Here is a 15,858-nt window from a genome sequence, read left to right as displayed (position 1 = left end):
GAGGTGATGGCGCGCCGCCTTTGTTTTGGGTGAAGCTCACTTACGTACTCAGTGCTGCTCGAACCGCTCGAAACGTTTTTCGGTCGCGCGCTCCTCGCCGGTCACTTCGGTCACGCGCGCCGCCGGCGGCCCGTGACGCAGCCACGACAGCATCCGGTCGACCTGGTTGGCCGAACCTTGCAACATGGCTTCGACGGAACCGTCGTCGAGATTCGCCACCCATCCCTTGATACCGAGCGCGTGGGCCTGCCGCACGGTGGCATGGCGAAAGCCCACGCCCTGCACGGTGCCGCGCACCCGCACGTAATATGTTTCGATCCGCTGGTCCAGATCCGGGGCCATGCCGTCCTCTCATCACATTCTTTCAAGCGGGCATTCTAGACGTGTCGCGGCAACATTGCTCGGTGGTCTCTCTGAGTTCCCCGGCGCGACACGTACAATCCGTCGACTGTCACGCAGGGAATCAAACAGAATGACCGAACAGAATCGCGATCTCGTGCTCGTGACCGGCGCATCCGGCTTCGTCGGCTCGTCGGTGGCGCGCATCGCGCAACAGAAGGGTTTCAAGGTACGCGTGCTGGTGCGTGCCACCAGTCCGCGCAAAAACGTCGAGGCGCTGGATGCGGAAATCGTCGTGGGCGATATGCGCGACGAAGCGTCAATGCGCACCGCGCTGCGCGGTGTGCGCTATCTGCTGCATGTCGCCGCCGACTATCGCCTGTGGGCGCCGGACCCGAGCGAAATCGAGCGCTCGAATCTCGAAGGCACCGAAGCGACCATGCGCGCGGCGTTGAAGGAAGGCGTCGAACGCATCGTCTACACAAGCAGCGTGGCCACGCTGAAAGTCACCAGTTCCGGCCAGTCCGCGGACGAAACCTCGCCGCTCAAAGCCGACCAGGCGATTGGCGTGTACAAGCGCAGCAAGGTGCTGGCCGAACGCGCGGTAGAGCGCATGATCGCCGAAGACGGCCTGCCCGCCGTGATCGTGAATCCGTCCACGCCGATCGGTCCGCGCGACGTCAAGCCGACGCCGACCGGGCGCATCATCGTCGAAGCGGCGCTCGGCAAGATTCCCGCGTTCGTCGACACCGGGCTGAACCTCGTGCACGTGGACGACGTGGCCGCCGGCCATTTTCTCGCGCTCGAACGCGGCAAGATCGGCGAGCGCTATATTCTCGGCGGCGAAAATCTGCCGTTGCAACAGATGCTCGCGGATATCGCCGCGCTGACCGGCCGCAAGGCGCCGACGCTGAGTTTGCCGCGCTGGCCGCTTTATCCGCTCGCTGCGGGCGCAGAAGCCGTCGCCAAGATCACGAAGCGTGAACCGTTCCTTACCGTCGACGGTCTGAAGATGTCGAAGAACAAGATGTACTTCACGTCGGCGAAGGCGGAACGCGAGCTCGGCTATCGCGCGCGGCCCTATCGCGAGGGCTTGAGCGATGCGATCGATTGGTTCAGGCAAGCCGGGTATTTGAAGCCTTGATAAAAGCTCTGACGCGGGCGGGATAAGCGGCAGCGGCGTAGGGCGGCATGAGGCCCTTCACGCAGGCTACGACGCACCGGCTCTCGAAAACGGCATCACGCAGGTCACGCTGCTCCGAACGATCCGGCGCGGCGTGCACGCACTTTGTTACAACGTCACTGTGTTTGCGACAGGTAAAAGCCTACGCGCAGCAGTTAAAATCGTAGGTCTTACCAGAGAAAGCTCGCATGAATCTTCACGAACAGCTCGGCGCGCTGGAAATGGGCGTCGATCAGCTCATCCAGGCTGTCGTGGCCCCGCAGGCCGAAAACATCCCCGAGACACCCGCACACGCTGCAAACGCCGCAGAGGTAGCAGCGCAGGAAACGCCGGCGGCGAATCACGCCTCATCGGAATCAAAAACGCAAAATGTTGCGTCCGAGGCAACGACGGCAACGACGGCAACGACGGCAGCGATAGCGGCAGAAGCAGCGGAGCCGGCACCGGCGCCCGGCGAAGCGCCGGCCGCCCAGGTGCAGCCCACGCTCGAAATCAACCGCCCCGCGCAAAACGAAATCACCATGACGATCGGCGGCCAGACGGTGGCGCTGCGTGCCGAGCAGATCGGGCAGTTGATCGAAGAATTGTCGAACGCGCGCGCCTCGATGACGCCGGAACCGCCACCGGGCATTCCCCCGGGCTGGCGTTTCGTGTCGACAAAGAATCCCGTCATGGCCGTGCAGAAACAGTCGAATGGCGACCGCCTGCTGGTCATGCGCCACACCGGCCACGGGTGGGTGCCGTTCACGTTCTCGCCCGACATGGTGATCCAGATGTACATGATGCTCACCAAGGGCTGAAGCAAAGGTCGATGTAAAAAAACGGCGCCCGAGGGCGCCGTTTTTTCGTCTGATCAATCCATGCGCACGCGCGTCTCAGCGCTCCTGCACCGGCGCCTGCACCCGCGCCTTCCATTGGCCGCCCTTGCCGCGCCAGTAGCGCACCGCCGAGGCAAACGTCGCGCCGACATAGAACAACGCCACCAGCGGCAGAAACGGCGCCCACAGCGGCGAGCGACGGTAGTAGCTCAGCATCGGCGCATACGCGCAACACATGGCCGCCCAGGCGAGCCACGCGGGCGCGCCCTGAGGACCGAGCACCAGCGCGGCCGCCGGCGGCACCAGGTAGATGATCGTCATGCCCAACAGCGTGCCGGCCAGCAACAGCGGCGAGTAATGCAGTTGCGTAAAGGCCGTGCGCGCGATCATGTTCCAGATCTCACGCCAGCTATCGTAAGGACGCAACGACACGCTGCGCGCCGCCACATCGAGACGGATCGGATGACGCCCCGTGCCGCGATGCTTGATACGCGCAGCAAGGCTGCAATCGTCGATCAGCTCGGCGCGAATCGACTCGATGCCGCCCGCCTCTTCGAGCGCGCTGCGCCGCACCAGCATGCAGCCGCCGGCCGCCGCGGCCGTGCGATTGCGCGGGTTGTTGACCCACGAGAACGGGTACAGCTTCGCGAAGAAGAACACGAAGGCCGGAATCAGCGCCTTCTCCCAGAACGAATCACAGCGCAGACGGACCATCAGCGAGACGAGGTCGCGCTTTTCCGCATCCGCACGGGCGACAAGTTGCGCGACGGCGTCGGCAGGATGGCCGATGTCGGCATCGGTTAGCAGCAGGAAATCAGCCGGCAGGCCGAGCGTGCGCACCGCCTCGATACCTTGCGACTGCGCCCACACCTTGCCGGACCAGCCCGGCGGCAGCGGCTTCGCGCTCAGCACCGTCAGGCGATCGGGGCATTGCAGTTGCAACGCGGCTGCGCGAGCGGCGTCGGCGGTGCCGTCGGTGCTGTGGTCGTCGACCACGATCACGTGAAATTCGCCCGGATAGTCCTGCTCGAGCAAGGTGGTGACCGCTTTCGCGATCACGTCGACTTCATTGCGTGCCGGCACCACGGCGGCGACCGCCGGCCATGTTTCGCGCGGTTCAAGCGTGAGCGGCGCGGCGGGCCGCGCCCGCCAGAAACCGCCGCGCGCAAACAGCAACACACACCAGATCAGCAGGGAGAGACACGAAAGGAGAAACAGAACCACCGCCATTAAGCATTGCCCTCGAGTGAACCGGCTTCTACGCCGACGCGCCGCGACAGGCGCATCACCACAGTGCGTACCGCGACGACGCACCAGTCAAATGAGTTGAGTACCGGCCGCTCACGAAACACGTCGTAGCCGGCCTTTTCGATCCGCTCGAGGATCCGCAAACCGCCGTGGATGGCGCCGCACAGCTCGATCCCCAGCCGCCCGGGAATCCGCAACGCGAGCGGCGCGCCACGTACCAGCGTGGTCCGCACGAACGAAATTTCGTAGGCCATCAGCTTCGTCCAGGCATCGTCGACGACGCCTCGCGCGATCTGTGCCTCGGTCACGTTGAAACGCCGCATATCCGCAAGCGGCAGATACACGCGGTCTTTTTCCCAGTCGGCGGCGACGTCCTGCCAGAAGCTGATCAGTTGCGAAGCCGTGCAGATCGCATCGGCGTCGGCGAGATTCTCCGGCGTGGCGGCGCCCACCAGATGCAGCATCAGATGCCCGATCGGGCTAGCCGAGTGGCGGCAATAGTCGAGCAAGGCGGACCGGTCCGCGTAACGGCGGGTGTCGATGTCCTGGCCGCAGGCGTGGAGTAGATCGTAGAACGGCGCGAGCGGCAGTTTATACTGCGCGATCACGCCGGCGAGCTTGCCGAACAGGAGCGGGTGCACCGGCGCCGCGCGCCGTTCCGCCACCGCGTCGAGGCCGGCGCGGAAGTCGGCGAGGCGGGCATGCCGCTCGGCCGGGCTCCAGTCGCCCTCATCGGCGATGTCGCCGGCGGTGCGGACAACCTGATAGATAATGCCGATAGGCGCGCGCAGCGCCTTTGGCAGCAACACGCTCGCGACCGGAAAATTTTCGTATTGATCGACGTCCATCCAGCGAGCCTCGAAACCTTTCTGTAATGCGGCGGCCGATACGTGCCGCAGGACCACGTAGTTTAAGGGTTCCGTCAAACCGGTGCAGCGTGTAATCATTGCCACCTGCGCCACGCGTGCGACGACGGGCAGCAACCCGCAGTGCGGCGCGGCCCCAACACGCTGGCGGGCGCGCCAAAGCAAAGCCGGCCTGATAGCGTTAGAATGCGCGTTTGGTTTTGCTGTACCGGCTGGTCGCCGGGGCTCAAGACGTCAACTAAATAGATGATCGCGGCGATAAAGTCATAGTTACCGACTTCTTCGAAACCCGCGTCAGTCGGAGTTCGCCAATTTATGCGAGTCATCCTTGCTCAGCCCCGCGGCTTTTGTGCGGGTGTTGTACGTGCAATCGAGATCGTCGACCGCGCGTTACAGCAACACGGCGCGCCCGTGTATGTTCGCCACGAGATTGTTCACAATCGCCACGTGGTGGATAACCTGCGCCAGAAAGGCGCGCGCTTTGTCGAAGAACTCGATGAGGTGCCGCACGGCGCCGTGGCGATTTTCAGCGCACACGGTGTCGCGCAAACCGTCGAGCGCGACGCGGAACAGCGCGGTCTCGACGTGCTCGACGCGACCTGCCCGCTCGTGACCAAGGTCCACGTGCAAGGGCGCCAATATGTGGCGGCAGGTCGTACCCTGATCCTGATCGGCCACGCGGGCCATCCGGAAGTGGAAGGCACGATCGGCCAGATTCCCGGCAAGGTGCTGCTGGTGCAGAGCGAGGCTGAAGTCGCGCATCTGGACCTGCCGCTCGATACGCCGCTTGCGTACGTCACACAGACCACGCTATCGGTCGACGACACACGTGGCATCATCGATGCCCTGCTGCGCCGTTTCACCGACATCGTCGGTCCCGACACGCGCGACATCTGCTACGCCACGCAAAACCGTCAGGCGGCGGTGCGCGAACTGAGCAAGGAGGTCGAGGTGCTGCTGGTGGTAGGCGCAACCAACAGTTCGAACTCGAACCGGCTGCGTGAGATCGGTAGCGAAACCGGCGTAGCGAGTTATCTCGTCGCCGACGGTTCGGAAGTGAAGCCGGAGTGGTTTGCGAACGTGCAGACCGTCGGCATCACGGCTGGTGCTTCAGCACCGGAAGAGATGGTAATGAACGTAATCGATGCGCTGCGCGCATTGGGGCCCGTCGATGTCACGACGATGGCGGGCCGTGAAGAGAAAGTCGAATTCAAGTTGCCATCGAAACTGATGCAACCACTCGCTGCACGCGAAGTTTAAGGAGGACGTCTTGTCTATTCCGCTGCTACAGAAAGTCCGGGTTGGCGCATACATCATGCGTCAGCATCTCTCTGGCAACAAACGCTACCCGCTCGCCTTGATGCTGGAGCCGCTGTTCCGCTGCAATCTTGCCTGCAATGGCTGCGGCAAGATCGATTATCCGGATCCCATCCTGAATCAGCGTCTGTCGCTCGAAGAATGCCTTGGCGCAGTCGACGAATGCGGCGCACCGGTCGTTTCGATTGCAGGCGGCGAGCCGCTCCTGCACAAGGAAATGCCGCAGATCGTGAAGGGCATCATCGCGCGCAAGAAGTTCGTGTATCTGTGCACGAATGCGTTGCTGATGGAAAAGAAGATGGACGACTACGAGCCGAATCCGTACTTCGTCTGGTCGGTTCACCTGGACGGCGATCAGCAGGCGCACGATCACTCGGTGTCGCAGGAAGGCGTGTACGACAAGGCTGTCGCCGCCATCAAGGAAGCGAAGCGCCGCGGTTTCCGCGTGAACATCAACTGCACGTTGTTCAACGACGCAGTGCCGGAACGCGTCGCTGCGTTCTTCGACACGCTCGGCCCGATGGGTGTGGACGGCATCACCGTCTCGCCGGGTTATGCGTATGAACGCGCGCCGGATCAGCAACACTTCCTGAACCGCGACAAGACCAAGCAACTGTTCCGCGAGATTTTCAAGCGCGGCAACAACGGCAAGAACTGGTCGTTCAGCCAGTCGGGCATGTTCCTCGACTTCCTGGCCGGCAATCAGACGTACGAGTGCACGCCTTGGGGCAACCCGGCGCGTACGGTGTTCGGCTGGCAGAAGCCGTGCTACCTGGTCGGCGAAGGCTACGTGAAGACCTTCAAGGAATTGATGGAAACCACGGAGTGGGAAAAGTACGGTACGGGCAACTATGAGAAGTGCGCGGATTGCATGGTGCACTGCGGCTTCGAAGCGACTGCCGTGATGGATACGGTGGCCCACCCGTTGAAGGCGTTGAAGGTCAGCCTGCGCGGCCCGAAGACTTCCGGTGCCTTCACCAAGGATATTGCGTTGGATAAGCAGCGTCCGGCTGAGTACGTGTTCTCGCGACACGTCGAGATCAAGCTCGAGGAAATCGGGCGCGCTGGAAAGGGTAAGAAGGTGCAGACGGCGGCTTCCGCTTCCGCACACTAAGCGCTGTGCCCGGGGCGGTTTTGTCCGCCCCATGAAGTACCTGCTCGGTAGAAAGAAGCGCGGTGGCCTGATTGCCACCGCGCTTTTTCTTTTTTGCGCTGTTACGTCAGCCCGCGCTTCGTGCGTTATGCGCAGTCAGGAACTTGATCAGCCCATCCACTCCGCCCTTGGAAATCTGATCGGCGAACTGCGTCTGATACACCTGGATCAACCAGGCGCCCATCATGTTGATGTCGTAAATCTTCCAGCCGTTGGCGCCCTTGGTTAGCCGGTAATCGATGGCGTCATCGCCCCCATTGCTGAGCACGTGCGACTGCACAACCAGGTCCTTGGAGCCGGCCGCCACATTGACGGGCAAGAACTTGAACTTCACGTCCTGATCCCGCAACTGCGACAGCGAGGCGGCGTAGGTGCGCACCAGCAGCAGCGTAAACTGGTCATAGAGCTGCTTCTGCTGCTCGGGAGTCGCCGTACTCCACGCCTTCCCTACCGCGATCCGCGTGGTTCGCTGAAAATCGGTAGCCGGTACGAAGCGCGTTTGAACCAGCTCGGTGATCTTCGCCATATCGCCACCGCGCGCCTGCGGATCGGCCTTCATCGCGGCTACCGTGCCTTCGACGGCACCCTTCACCACCGCATCAGGCGCGCTTTGCGCATAGGCCGCAGTGGACACCACGGCCGCAGCCAGAAAAGCAGACAGATAACGTTTCATACGCTCGCCAAAACCCCAGGAAGTAAGCGCCGGCAGGCTCGCAAGCCCGCGGCGAAAGCAAGATAGACCAGTATACCGATATTGCGTTCCCGCCCCCAGCCGCACCGCCCGGGCGTCGTACTTGCTACCGAAGTGGAGCCGAGTCGCTCCGGCTCTGTATACTTGTGCACTTTCGTCAAAAACGCCACTCGTGATAAGGCCACCTCCGCCTACATGCTGAAGTCATCTATCGTCCGTCTCGTCGCCTATTCGGTGCGTCATCCGTTACGGATCATCGCTCTGTCGCTCGTGCTCGCCGTTTTGAGCGGCTTCTACGTTGCCCATAATTTCAAAATCAACACCGATATCAGCAAGCTGGTCGAGACCGACAAGCAATGGTCCGCGCTCGAAAATTCGATGGACGCGGCCTTCCCGGATCGTGGTCAAACCGTGCTGGTGGTGGTCGAAGCCCGCGCCCCGGAGTTTGCCGACGCCGCCGCCAATGCCCTGACCGCCGCGCTCAAAGCCAATCCTAAGGAATTCGTCGCCGTCTCGCAGCCCGCCGGCGGTCCGTTCTTCGAACACAATGGTCTGTTGTTCCCGTCGACCAATGAGGTGCTGTCCACCACCTCGCAGCTCGTTCAGTCCCGCCCGCTCGTCAATGCCCTCGCGCACGATCCGAGCCTGACCGGCCTCGCAGGCACGCTTACCACGAGCCTGTTGCTGCCGCTGCAGCTGGGTCAGGTGAAGCTGGCCGACATGAGCCATTTGCTGTCGCAAAGCGCAACCACACTCGATCGCGTGTTGGCCGGCCAGCCGGCGGCGTTCTCGTGGCGCGCGCTGGTCGATAAAAGCGCCGCCACGGATCCGGCACGCGCCTTCGTCACGGTGCAGCCGGTTGTGAACTACGACGCGCTGGAGCCGGGCGCGACCGCGTCGAAAGCGATCCGCGACACCGCCGCCTCGCTGCACCTCGACGCGCGCTATGGCGCCACGGTCCGCCTGACCGGCGAACAGCCTCTCGCGGACGAAGAATTCGCGTCGGTCCAGGACGGCGCCGTGCTCAACGGCATCGGCACCTTCATCGTCGTGCTGGTCATTCTGTGGCTGGCGCTGCGTTCGGGCCGCATGATCCTCGCGGTGTTCATCACGCTGTTCGTCGGGCTCGCGATCACCGCGGCGCTCGGCCTGCTAATGGTCGGCGCGCTCAACATGATTTCGGTCGCCTTCATGGTGCTGTTCGTCGGGCTCGGGGTCGATTTCGGCGTGCAGTTCGGCGTCAAATATCGTGAGGAGCGCAATCGCGACGACCGTCTATCCGCCGCCCTCATGCATACCGCACACAGCATCGGCGTGCCGCTGACGCTCGCGGCCGTGGCGGTCGCGCTGAGCTTCTTCTCGTTCCTGCCGACGGCTTACCGCGGCGTGTCGGAATTGGGCGAGATCGCCGGCGTCGGCATGTTTGTCGCGTACTTCACCAACATGTCGTTGCTGCCGGCGCTGCTGAAAGTCTTCAATCCGCCGGGTGAACCCGCTTCGCCAGGCTTCAAGCAACTCGCGCCCGTTGACGATTTCCTCGATCGTCACCGCAAGCCGGTGCTGATCGGCACGCTCATCGTCGTGATCGGCGCGGCGCCTTTGCTGACGCATTTGCGCTTCGACTTCAACCCGCTGCATCTGAAGGACCCGCATACGGAATCCATGGCCACGCTGCTGTCGCTGAAGGATTCGCCGGAAGCCGCGGTCAACAACGTGCACGTGCTGGCGCCCACGCTTGCCGATGCGGATCAGAAGGCCACGCGTCTGCGCACGCTGCCGGAAGTGGGCCGCGTGACCACGCTGAGCACCTTCATCCCGACCGAGCAACAGCAAAAGCTGATGCTGGTGGCAAGCGCCGCGCAGCAACTGCTGCCCGCGTTGCAGCAACAGCCCGCGCCTCAAGCCACGGACGCGGTGCGCGTTGCCGCGTTGAAGCGCGCGTCGAACCAGCTCTCGCTCGCCGCCGACGACCACCCGGGCCCGGGCGCCGCCGAAGCCAAGCACCTGTCCGCGACGCTGCAAAAGCTGGCTGTCGCCGACGACGCCACGCGCGACCGCGCCGAAATCGCGATGTCCGAGCCGCTGCGCATCGCGCTGAAGCAACTGGCGGATCTGCTCCAGCCGACCGAGATTACGCGCGACAACCTGCCCAAGGAGATTTCCACGAGCTGGGTTTCAAAGGACGGCCACGCGCTGGTCGACGTCGCGCCGAAGGTCAAACCCGGCACCGATCCGAACGACGACGCGATGCTCGCCCGCTTCGTTCACTCGGTGAAGAAAGCGGAGCCGGACGCGATCGGCGGCCCGATTTCCATCCTCAATTCCGCGGACACGATCATCAAGGCGTTCCTGCAGGCAGCCGGCTGGGCTTTACTGTCGATTGCAATCCTGCTGTGGATTGCGCTGCGGCGGCTCAGCGATATGCTGCGCACCCTGGTTCCGCTGCTGGTGTCCGCGCTGGTAACGTTGGAGTTGTGCGTGGTGTTCGGCATGCCGCTGAACTTCGCGAACATCATTGCGTTGCCCCTGATGCTGGGCGTCGGCGTAGCATTCAAGATCTACTTTGTCATGGCGTGGCGCCATGGCCAGACCAGCCTTTTACAGTCAAGCCTCACGCATGCCGTGCTGTTCAGCGCGGCGACTACGGCGACGGCGTTCGGCAGCCTCTGGCTGTCGCACCATCCGGGGACGTCGAGTATGGGACGCTTGCTGGCACTCTCGTTGTTTTGCACGCTGATCGGCGCAGTGGTGTTCCAACCCGTACTGATGGGCAAGCCGCGCCAACGTCGCGCGAAGCAAAAAGGAATATAAGTATGAAGCTGCGAACCACTGTGCTGGCGCTGGCCGCCACCGGTCTGATCTCTGGCTGCGCGACCGGCCCCGACCGCAAGCCCGGCGACCCATTCGAGCCGGCGAACCGCGTGATTTTCAATTTCAACGACGGTGTGGACCGCTTCGTCGCCGTCCCGGTCGCCAAGGGTTACCAGAAGGTGACGCCGCAGCCGTTGCGTACGGCGGTGAGCAACTTCTTCTCGAACCTGGGCGACCTGACCAACGCCGCCAACAACCTGTTGCAGCTAAAGATCACCGACGCGACCGAAGACTTCGTGCGCTTCGCGTTCAACTCGACCTTTGGACTCGGCGGCCTGCTCGACTGGGCGACGCCGGCCGGCTTGCCGAAGCACCACCAGGACTTCGGTCTGACGCTGGGTCACTGGGGCATTCCGTCGGGCCCGTACCTTGTCCTGCCGCTATTTGGTCCGAGCACGGTACGCGACAGCATGGGTCTGATCGTGGACGTGAAGTTCAACCCGTTGAACTACATTGAGCCGGCGGTACGCAATCCGCTGTACGTGCTGCAGTTCGTGAGCGTGCGTTCCGATCTGCTGGGCGCGTCCAGCCTGCTGCAACAGGCCGCGCTCGACAAGTATTCGTTTGTGCGCGACGCCTATACCCAGCAGCGTAAGGCGCGCCTGCGCGGCACCAGCGACAACGCCGCGCCGCTCCCGAACTACGACGACCAGGACGACTCCGGCGCCGCCGCACCCGCCAAGGGCGCTTCAGGGGCCGCGGCTGGGGGCCCGGCGGGCTTACCGAACTATGCTGACCCGGGCGACGCACCGGAAGCTCCGAATGCGGCCTCAGGAAGCGCCACAGGCGCCCCGGCGGGCGTGCCGAACTACACCGACCCAGGCGACACGCCGAGCGCTCCAGCGGGGGCGCCTGCTGCCGCGTCGGGCGCAACGACGCCGGCACCCGCACCGCAAACCGCACCGGCGGACAAGAACCCGCAGGAAGCAGCGCCGGCAGTCCAATAAGGGATGTGAGTCAGGCGCCCGTCGCGCGCAACGCGCGCCGGGCAGCGAAGAACCCGCAGACAACTCGCCTGACCAAACCAGACGGTTTTATGAATTACGCTTCGGCGCGCGAAGCGTCGCCGGAAGTATGACGCCCTTGTCACTGGCGTATGCAGGGGCACGAACCCAGATTCCAGATGCACCACTACTCGTTGCAGACCACGGTGCCCACTTAGCACGAGCGGTTTGAGCCGCTTTCTTTGCTTATCTTTCTTTGCGGCGGCAAAGAAAGTAAGTGCCGCCCCGCACAGGGGCAACGCTAATAGACCACTAACAAATCAAGGAAAGGCCAACGCCGTAGGCAAATAGACAAAACAACCACCCTTACCCAACAGCCATCCTCAAAACCCCACCTTCCCCCATAGCATGCCGCGCCTGCACCAATGAGGTCCGCGCCGCCCGCGCATCGACGGCCACCTGAATCAGCGCGGCAATCTGCGAAGGCTGCCGCAAAAGCTCCCGCAAAATCGGCCCCAACGCAGTAGTACCATCATCCCGCAAGCCAGCAGTCGCAGCAGACGGCAAAGTCCGCCAAGCCGGATCCACAATCGCCCGGCACACCGCAAACGGCACCCCATGCGCGGCAGCCGTCGCCCCAGCAATATGCGACTCCATATCAACAGCCAAAGCACCGGTCGAACGATGTAGCAAACGCTTGTCGTCAGCGGTGACCAAAGGCGCGGTCACAGCCGCCATCACCCCACGCCGCAGACGCGCCGCCAGCGGCCCTGTCGCCAGCGCGGCGGCAAACCTGTCAGCCCATGACCGATCGGTCTCAAGCCGCCCAAACGGCCCATCGACGGCCTCGCCGACGATCAACGTTCCTGGCTCCAGCTCCGGCGCCAGCCCACCCGCCGTACCGAAGCTAACGATCCCCGAGCAGCCACGCGCAACTGCCGCGCTCAATGCCCGCTCCAGCAGATCCGCGCGAGCCGCGTAGACCACCTCGACGCCCTTGCCGCGCGCGATGCGCGCTTCGAACGCCATACCCGTCACCACGATCACCGGCAAGGTGTTACGGCCGGCTTCGGCTGACAGCGTTGTCGAAAACGCCATCCGTTACATCCCGACGGCGACGCGCGTCAGCCCGTTGCGTTTCAGGTGACGGAAGCGCGCCAGCGCCCACAACGGGAAGAACTTGCGATAACCGTGGTAACGCAGATAGAACACGCGCGGGAAGCCGGTCGCCGTGAAGCGCGTTTCGTCCCACAGGCCGTGCTCGCGTTGTTCGCGCTGCAAATACTCGACGCCGCGCGCCACCGCCTCGTGATTCACCTCGCCCGCCGCCATCAGGCCCATCAGCGCCCATGCGGTTTGCGAAGCCGTGCTCGGCGCGCGCTCGTAGCCGTGATAGTCGAGCTTGTAGCTCTCGCCGCCCTCGCCCCAACCGCCGTCTTCGTTCTGGATCGACAGGAGCCACTGTGCGGCGCGCTTCATGCGCGGATCGTCATGCGGCAAGCCGGCGGCGTTCAGCGAACACAGCGCGGTCCACGTGCCGTAGATATAGTTCAGGCCCCAGCGGCCGTACCAGCTGCCGTCCGATTCCTGTTCCTTCAGCATGTAGTCGAACGCGCGCTGCGCCGGTTCGCTGCCCTGCGGAAATTCGCCAAGTTGCGCAAGCATCGACAGGCAACGGCCCGACACGTCCGCGGTCGGCGGATCGAGCAAGGCGCCGTGATCGGAGAACGGAATGTTATTCAGGTAATACTGCGTGTTTTCCGGTTCGAACGCGCCCCAGCCACCGTCGCTGCTCTGCATGCCAACCACCCATTCGCGCGCCCGCGCAATGGCTTCGCGATCGACATCCGATTGCGTCACTGCCGCCGAGCGTTGCATCGCCATCGCCACCACTGCCGTATCGTCGACGTCCGGATAGTGCGCGTTGTTGTACTGGAACGCCCAGCCACCAGGACGCACGTTCGCGCGGCGTGAGATCCAGTCGCCACGCACGTCGAGAATCTGCAGCGGACGCAACCAGGCGAGGCCGCGTTCAGCCGCCTGTTCGGCATGCGCTTCGCCGGTCTCGAGCAGCGCATGCGCCACAAGCGAGGTGTCCCACACCGGTGACAGACACGGCTGGCAATATGCTTCGTCATCCTTGATGACGAGCAACTTTTCGATCGACTGACGAGCGATCGCGCGATTCGGATGATCGGCCGGATAGCCGAGCACGTCGTACATCATCACCGAGTTGGCCATCGCCGGGAAAATCGCACCGAGGCCGTCTTCGCCGTTCAGCCGTTCGTCGACGAAGCGCACCGCCTCGCGCACCGAACGCTCGCGCGTCGCCTTCGGGAACAGGCCATCGACCATGCGCAGCATCACGTCCACGCCGCGGAAGAAGCGGAACCAGCCGAGGTGCTGATGCGGCGCCCGGTCGCGCATGCCGGTATTGACCGGCGCGCCGCGGAACAGCTCGTCGATCCGCACACGGCGCGGATTGCGCGCCACCGGCCGCTTCGCGTTCAGCACCAGCAACGGCACGATCACGGTACGCGCCCAGTACGACACCTTCGACAAATGGAAGGGGAACCACTGCGGCAGCAGCATGATTTCCACGGGCATCATCGGCACGGCACGCCACGACACCACGCCGAACAGCGCAAGCAGAATCCGCGTGAACACGTTCACTGTTTCCGCGCCGCCGTTCGCCAGAATCGCCTCGCGCGCACGGACCATGTGGTCGGCGTCTGGCGAGTCGCCGATCATTTTCAGTGCGAAGTACGCCTTGACGCTCGCGCTGATGTCGAGCGCGCCGTCGGTAAAGAGCGGCCAGCCACCGTCCGCCAGCTGGATGCGGCGCAGATAGCGGCCGATCTTCTGCTCCAGTTCCACGTTCGGCGTTTCGCCAAGATAGTGGACCAGCAACACGTATTCGGCGGGAATCGTCGCGTCGGCTTCGAGTTCGTAGACCCAGTGGCCGTCCGGTTTCTGCGCGCCGAGGATCGCGTCGGTGGCGCGCGTGATCGCGGCGTCGAGTGATGTTGCGAACGCTTGCGGCGCAGCATCGGGCGCAGCGCTCGACACCGCGTTTGGCACATTCAGCGACGCTTCGGCGATTTCAGGCAGGACGGCGTCCAGCGGCTGGGCTTGAGATAAGTCGTTCATCGGCGTTCCATCGGTTGATTCAGCAGCGTGTCCGCGGCCTTCTGGCCGGAGCGGATCGCCCCTTCAATCGTCGCGGGCAGGCCGGTGGCCGTCCAGTCGCCCGCGAGCATCAAATTGTTCCAGCGAGTGCGCGTGCCGGGGCGCAGCATTTCCTGATCCGGCAAGGCGGCGAATGTCGCGCGCTTTTCCACCACGACCTGCCAGGCCGGCATTGGCTCGGCTGGCAAATTGGCAGCCTGAGCCACTTCGGCCCAAACGGTTTTCGCCAGCGCTTCATGCGGTGTGTCGAGCAGGCGCTCAGCGGCGTTGACCGTGACCGACATGCGGCCTTCGAAGGCAAACAGCCAATCGGCCGTCGCATTCAGCAGACCCGTGATCGGCGCCATGCCGAACGGCGGTTCGATCGCAAAATGCACGTTGAGGGTCGCCGCGAAGCGATTCGGCGAGCGCAAGCCGGGAACGAGCGTCTGTGCGATGTCCGGCGGCACTGCGAGCACCACAGCCTGGTTGGCTTCGATCGCGATGCGTTCGTCCGCGAAATTCAGTGCCGAAATACGGCCGGGGCCGGCGCCGGTGTCGGCAAACACGATGTCTGTCAGGCGCGACCCGAGTCGGATTGCCGCGCCGCCGTGCTGCAATAGACGCAGCGCCGGGTCGACAAAGGCGCTGCCCAGACCGTTCTTCGCCACCAGAGGCCGGCACGCCAGCCCACCGGCGACCAGCGTTTCCCTGACCATCGCGGCCGTCAGCTCCGCCGACGCTTCACGCGGCTCGACATTGAGCATCGCGAGAAACAGCGGCCGCAGCAGACGGTCCCACAGCGGGCCATTGCAGCGCATGGTTTGCGCCACACTGCGCCCGGGCTTGGCGAACAGCAGCGACACGAGCGCCAGATAGTCGCTGGGCCCGGTGTTCGGCACGCGCGCGTTCGGGTCGAAGACCCACCAGGGCAGGCGGCCCGGCGACATGCGCACGGTCCAGCGCGCCCGCGTCGCCAGATCCACGAACGGATACTCAGGCTGGGCTGGGCCGACCAGCTCGTCGGCGGCGCCGATCGCGCGCGCATAGTTGAGCGTGGCGTAATTGCCCGACAGCACCATGTGATTGCCGCTGTCGATGGTGGCGCCGAGCTTGGGATCGTAATACGACCGGCAACGGCCGCCCGCCTGCGGCGCTGCTTCGTGCAGCACGACTTGCGCGCCGCGGCGCTGCAATTGCACCGCGGCGGCCAGGCCGGCGAGGCCGGCGCCGATCACATGGATGAGCTTCGGCATCAGC

General features: G+C 63.9%; 13 protein-coding genes. 6 read left to right on the top strand and 7 right to left on the bottom strand.

Translation table 11 applies throughout. The features are described 5' to 3' along the window. Positions 1-48: 48 nt before the first annotated feature. Positions 49-342 carry an acylphosphatase gene (locus tag PQQ86_RS19920; protein WP_120293712.1) on the bottom strand — a complete coding sequence of 98 codons (294 nt, stop codon included), beginning with the start codon at positions 340-342 and terminating at the stop codon, positions 49-51. A 130-nt stretch (positions 343-472) separates the two neighbouring features. Between PQQ86_RS19920 and hpnA the strand changes: the two genes are divergently transcribed. After that, positions 473-1,483, top strand: coding sequence for a hopanoid-associated sugar epimerase (gene hpnA / locus PQQ86_RS19915; protein ID WP_408270520.1), 1,011 nt, complete (start codon positions 473-475; stop codon positions 1,481-1,483). Positions 1,484-1,710: 227 nt separating this feature from the next. Continuing rightward, on the top strand, positions 1,711-2,322 hold the full coding sequence (locus PQQ86_RS19910) for a hypothetical protein (RefSeq protein ID WP_408270517.1): 612 nt from the start codon (positions 1,711-1,713) through the stop codon (positions 2,320-2,322). A gap of 75 nt (positions 2,323-2,397) precedes the next feature. Here PQQ86_RS19910 and PQQ86_RS19905 read toward each other — a convergent pair whose 3' ends face one another. Both PQQ86_RS19905 and hpnC read right to left on the bottom strand, forming a co-directional pair. Next, positions 2,398-3,570, bottom strand: coding sequence for a glycosyltransferase (locus PQQ86_RS19905; protein ID WP_408270514.1), 1,173 nt, complete (start codon positions 3,568-3,570; stop codon positions 2,398-2,400). Next, positions 3,570-4,436, bottom strand: a complete 867-nt coding sequence (gene hpnC / locus PQQ86_RS19900) for a squalene synthase HpnC (protein WP_408279241.1) — start codon at positions 4,434-4,436, stop codon at positions 3,570-3,572. The genes PQQ86_RS19905 and hpnC overlap by 1 nt, the downstream gene beginning before the upstream one ends. A 333-nt stretch (positions 4,437-4,769) precedes the next feature. On the opposite strand from hpnC, the gene ispH reads away from it, so the two are divergent. Both ispH and hpnH read left to right on the top strand, forming a co-directional pair. Further along, positions 4,770-5,714, top strand: a complete 945-nt coding sequence (ispH, locus tag PQQ86_RS19895) for a 4-hydroxy-3-methylbut-2-enyl diphosphate reductase (protein WP_054034174.1) — start codon at positions 4,770-4,772, stop codon at positions 5,712-5,714. A gap of 10 nt (positions 5,715-5,724) precedes the next feature. Continuing rightward, on the top strand, positions 5,725-6,885 hold the full coding sequence (hpnH, locus tag PQQ86_RS19890) for an adenosyl-hopene transferase HpnH (protein ID WP_063500562.1): 1,161 nt from the start codon (positions 5,725-5,727) through the stop codon (positions 6,883-6,885). A 106-nt stretch (positions 6,886-6,991) separates the two neighbouring features. Here hpnH and PQQ86_RS19885 read toward each other — a convergent pair whose 3' ends face one another. After that, complete coding sequence (locus tag PQQ86_RS19885; protein ID WP_408270510.1) at positions 6,992-7,597, bottom strand: MlaC/ttg2D family ABC transporter substrate-binding protein; 606 nt, start codon at positions 7,595-7,597, stop codon at positions 6,992-6,994. 213 nt (positions 7,598-7,810) lie between these two features. Between PQQ86_RS19885 and hpnN the strand changes: the two genes are divergently transcribed. Further along, positions 7,811-10,426, top strand: coding sequence for a hopanoid transporter HpnN (gene hpnN / locus PQQ86_RS19880; RefSeq protein WP_408270506.1), 2,616 nt, complete (start codon positions 7,811-7,813; stop codon positions 10,424-10,426). 2 nt (positions 10,427-10,428) lie between these two features. Beyond that, on the top strand, positions 10,429-11,433 hold the full coding sequence (locus PQQ86_RS19875; protein ID WP_408270504.1) for an MlaA family lipoprotein: 1,005 nt from the start codon (positions 10,429-10,431) through the stop codon (positions 11,431-11,433). 363 nt (positions 11,434-11,796) lie between these two features. Here the strand turns inward: PQQ86_RS19875 and PQQ86_RS19870 are convergent, their stop codons facing one another. The 3 genes from PQQ86_RS19870 to hpnE are packed head-to-tail and all read right to left on the bottom strand — an operon-like array spanning position 11,797 to position 15,854. Beyond that, positions 11,797-12,528 carry a phosphorylase gene (locus tag PQQ86_RS19870; RefSeq protein ID WP_408270501.1) on the bottom strand — a complete coding sequence of 244 codons (732 nt, stop codon included), beginning with the start codon at positions 12,526-12,528 and terminating at the stop codon, positions 11,797-11,799. A 3-nt stretch (positions 12,529-12,531) separates the two neighbouring features. Beyond that, entirely contained in the window at positions 12,532-14,580 is a 2,049-nt protein-coding gene (gene shc / locus PQQ86_RS19865) for a squalene--hopene cyclase (RefSeq protein WP_408270497.1), read from the bottom strand. After that, positions 14,577-15,854: a hydroxysqualene dehydroxylase HpnE gene (gene hpnE / locus PQQ86_RS19860; protein WP_408270492.1), complete on the bottom strand. Its 1,278-nt coding sequence runs from the start codon at positions 15,852-15,854 to the stop codon at positions 14,577-14,579. The genes shc and hpnE overlap by 4 nt, the downstream gene beginning before the upstream one ends. Between the last annotated feature and the right edge of the window lie 4 nt (positions 15,855-15,858).

The sequence above is a fragment of the Paraburkholderia sediminicola genome (assembly GCF_046026675.1).
Taxonomy (GTDB): domain Bacteria; phylum Pseudomonadota; class Gammaproteobacteria; order Burkholderiales; family Burkholderiaceae; genus Paraburkholderia; species Paraburkholderia sediminicola_F.
Note: the sequence above shows the minus strand (reverse complement) of the source record. Positions and strands in the feature narration are given on the sequence as shown.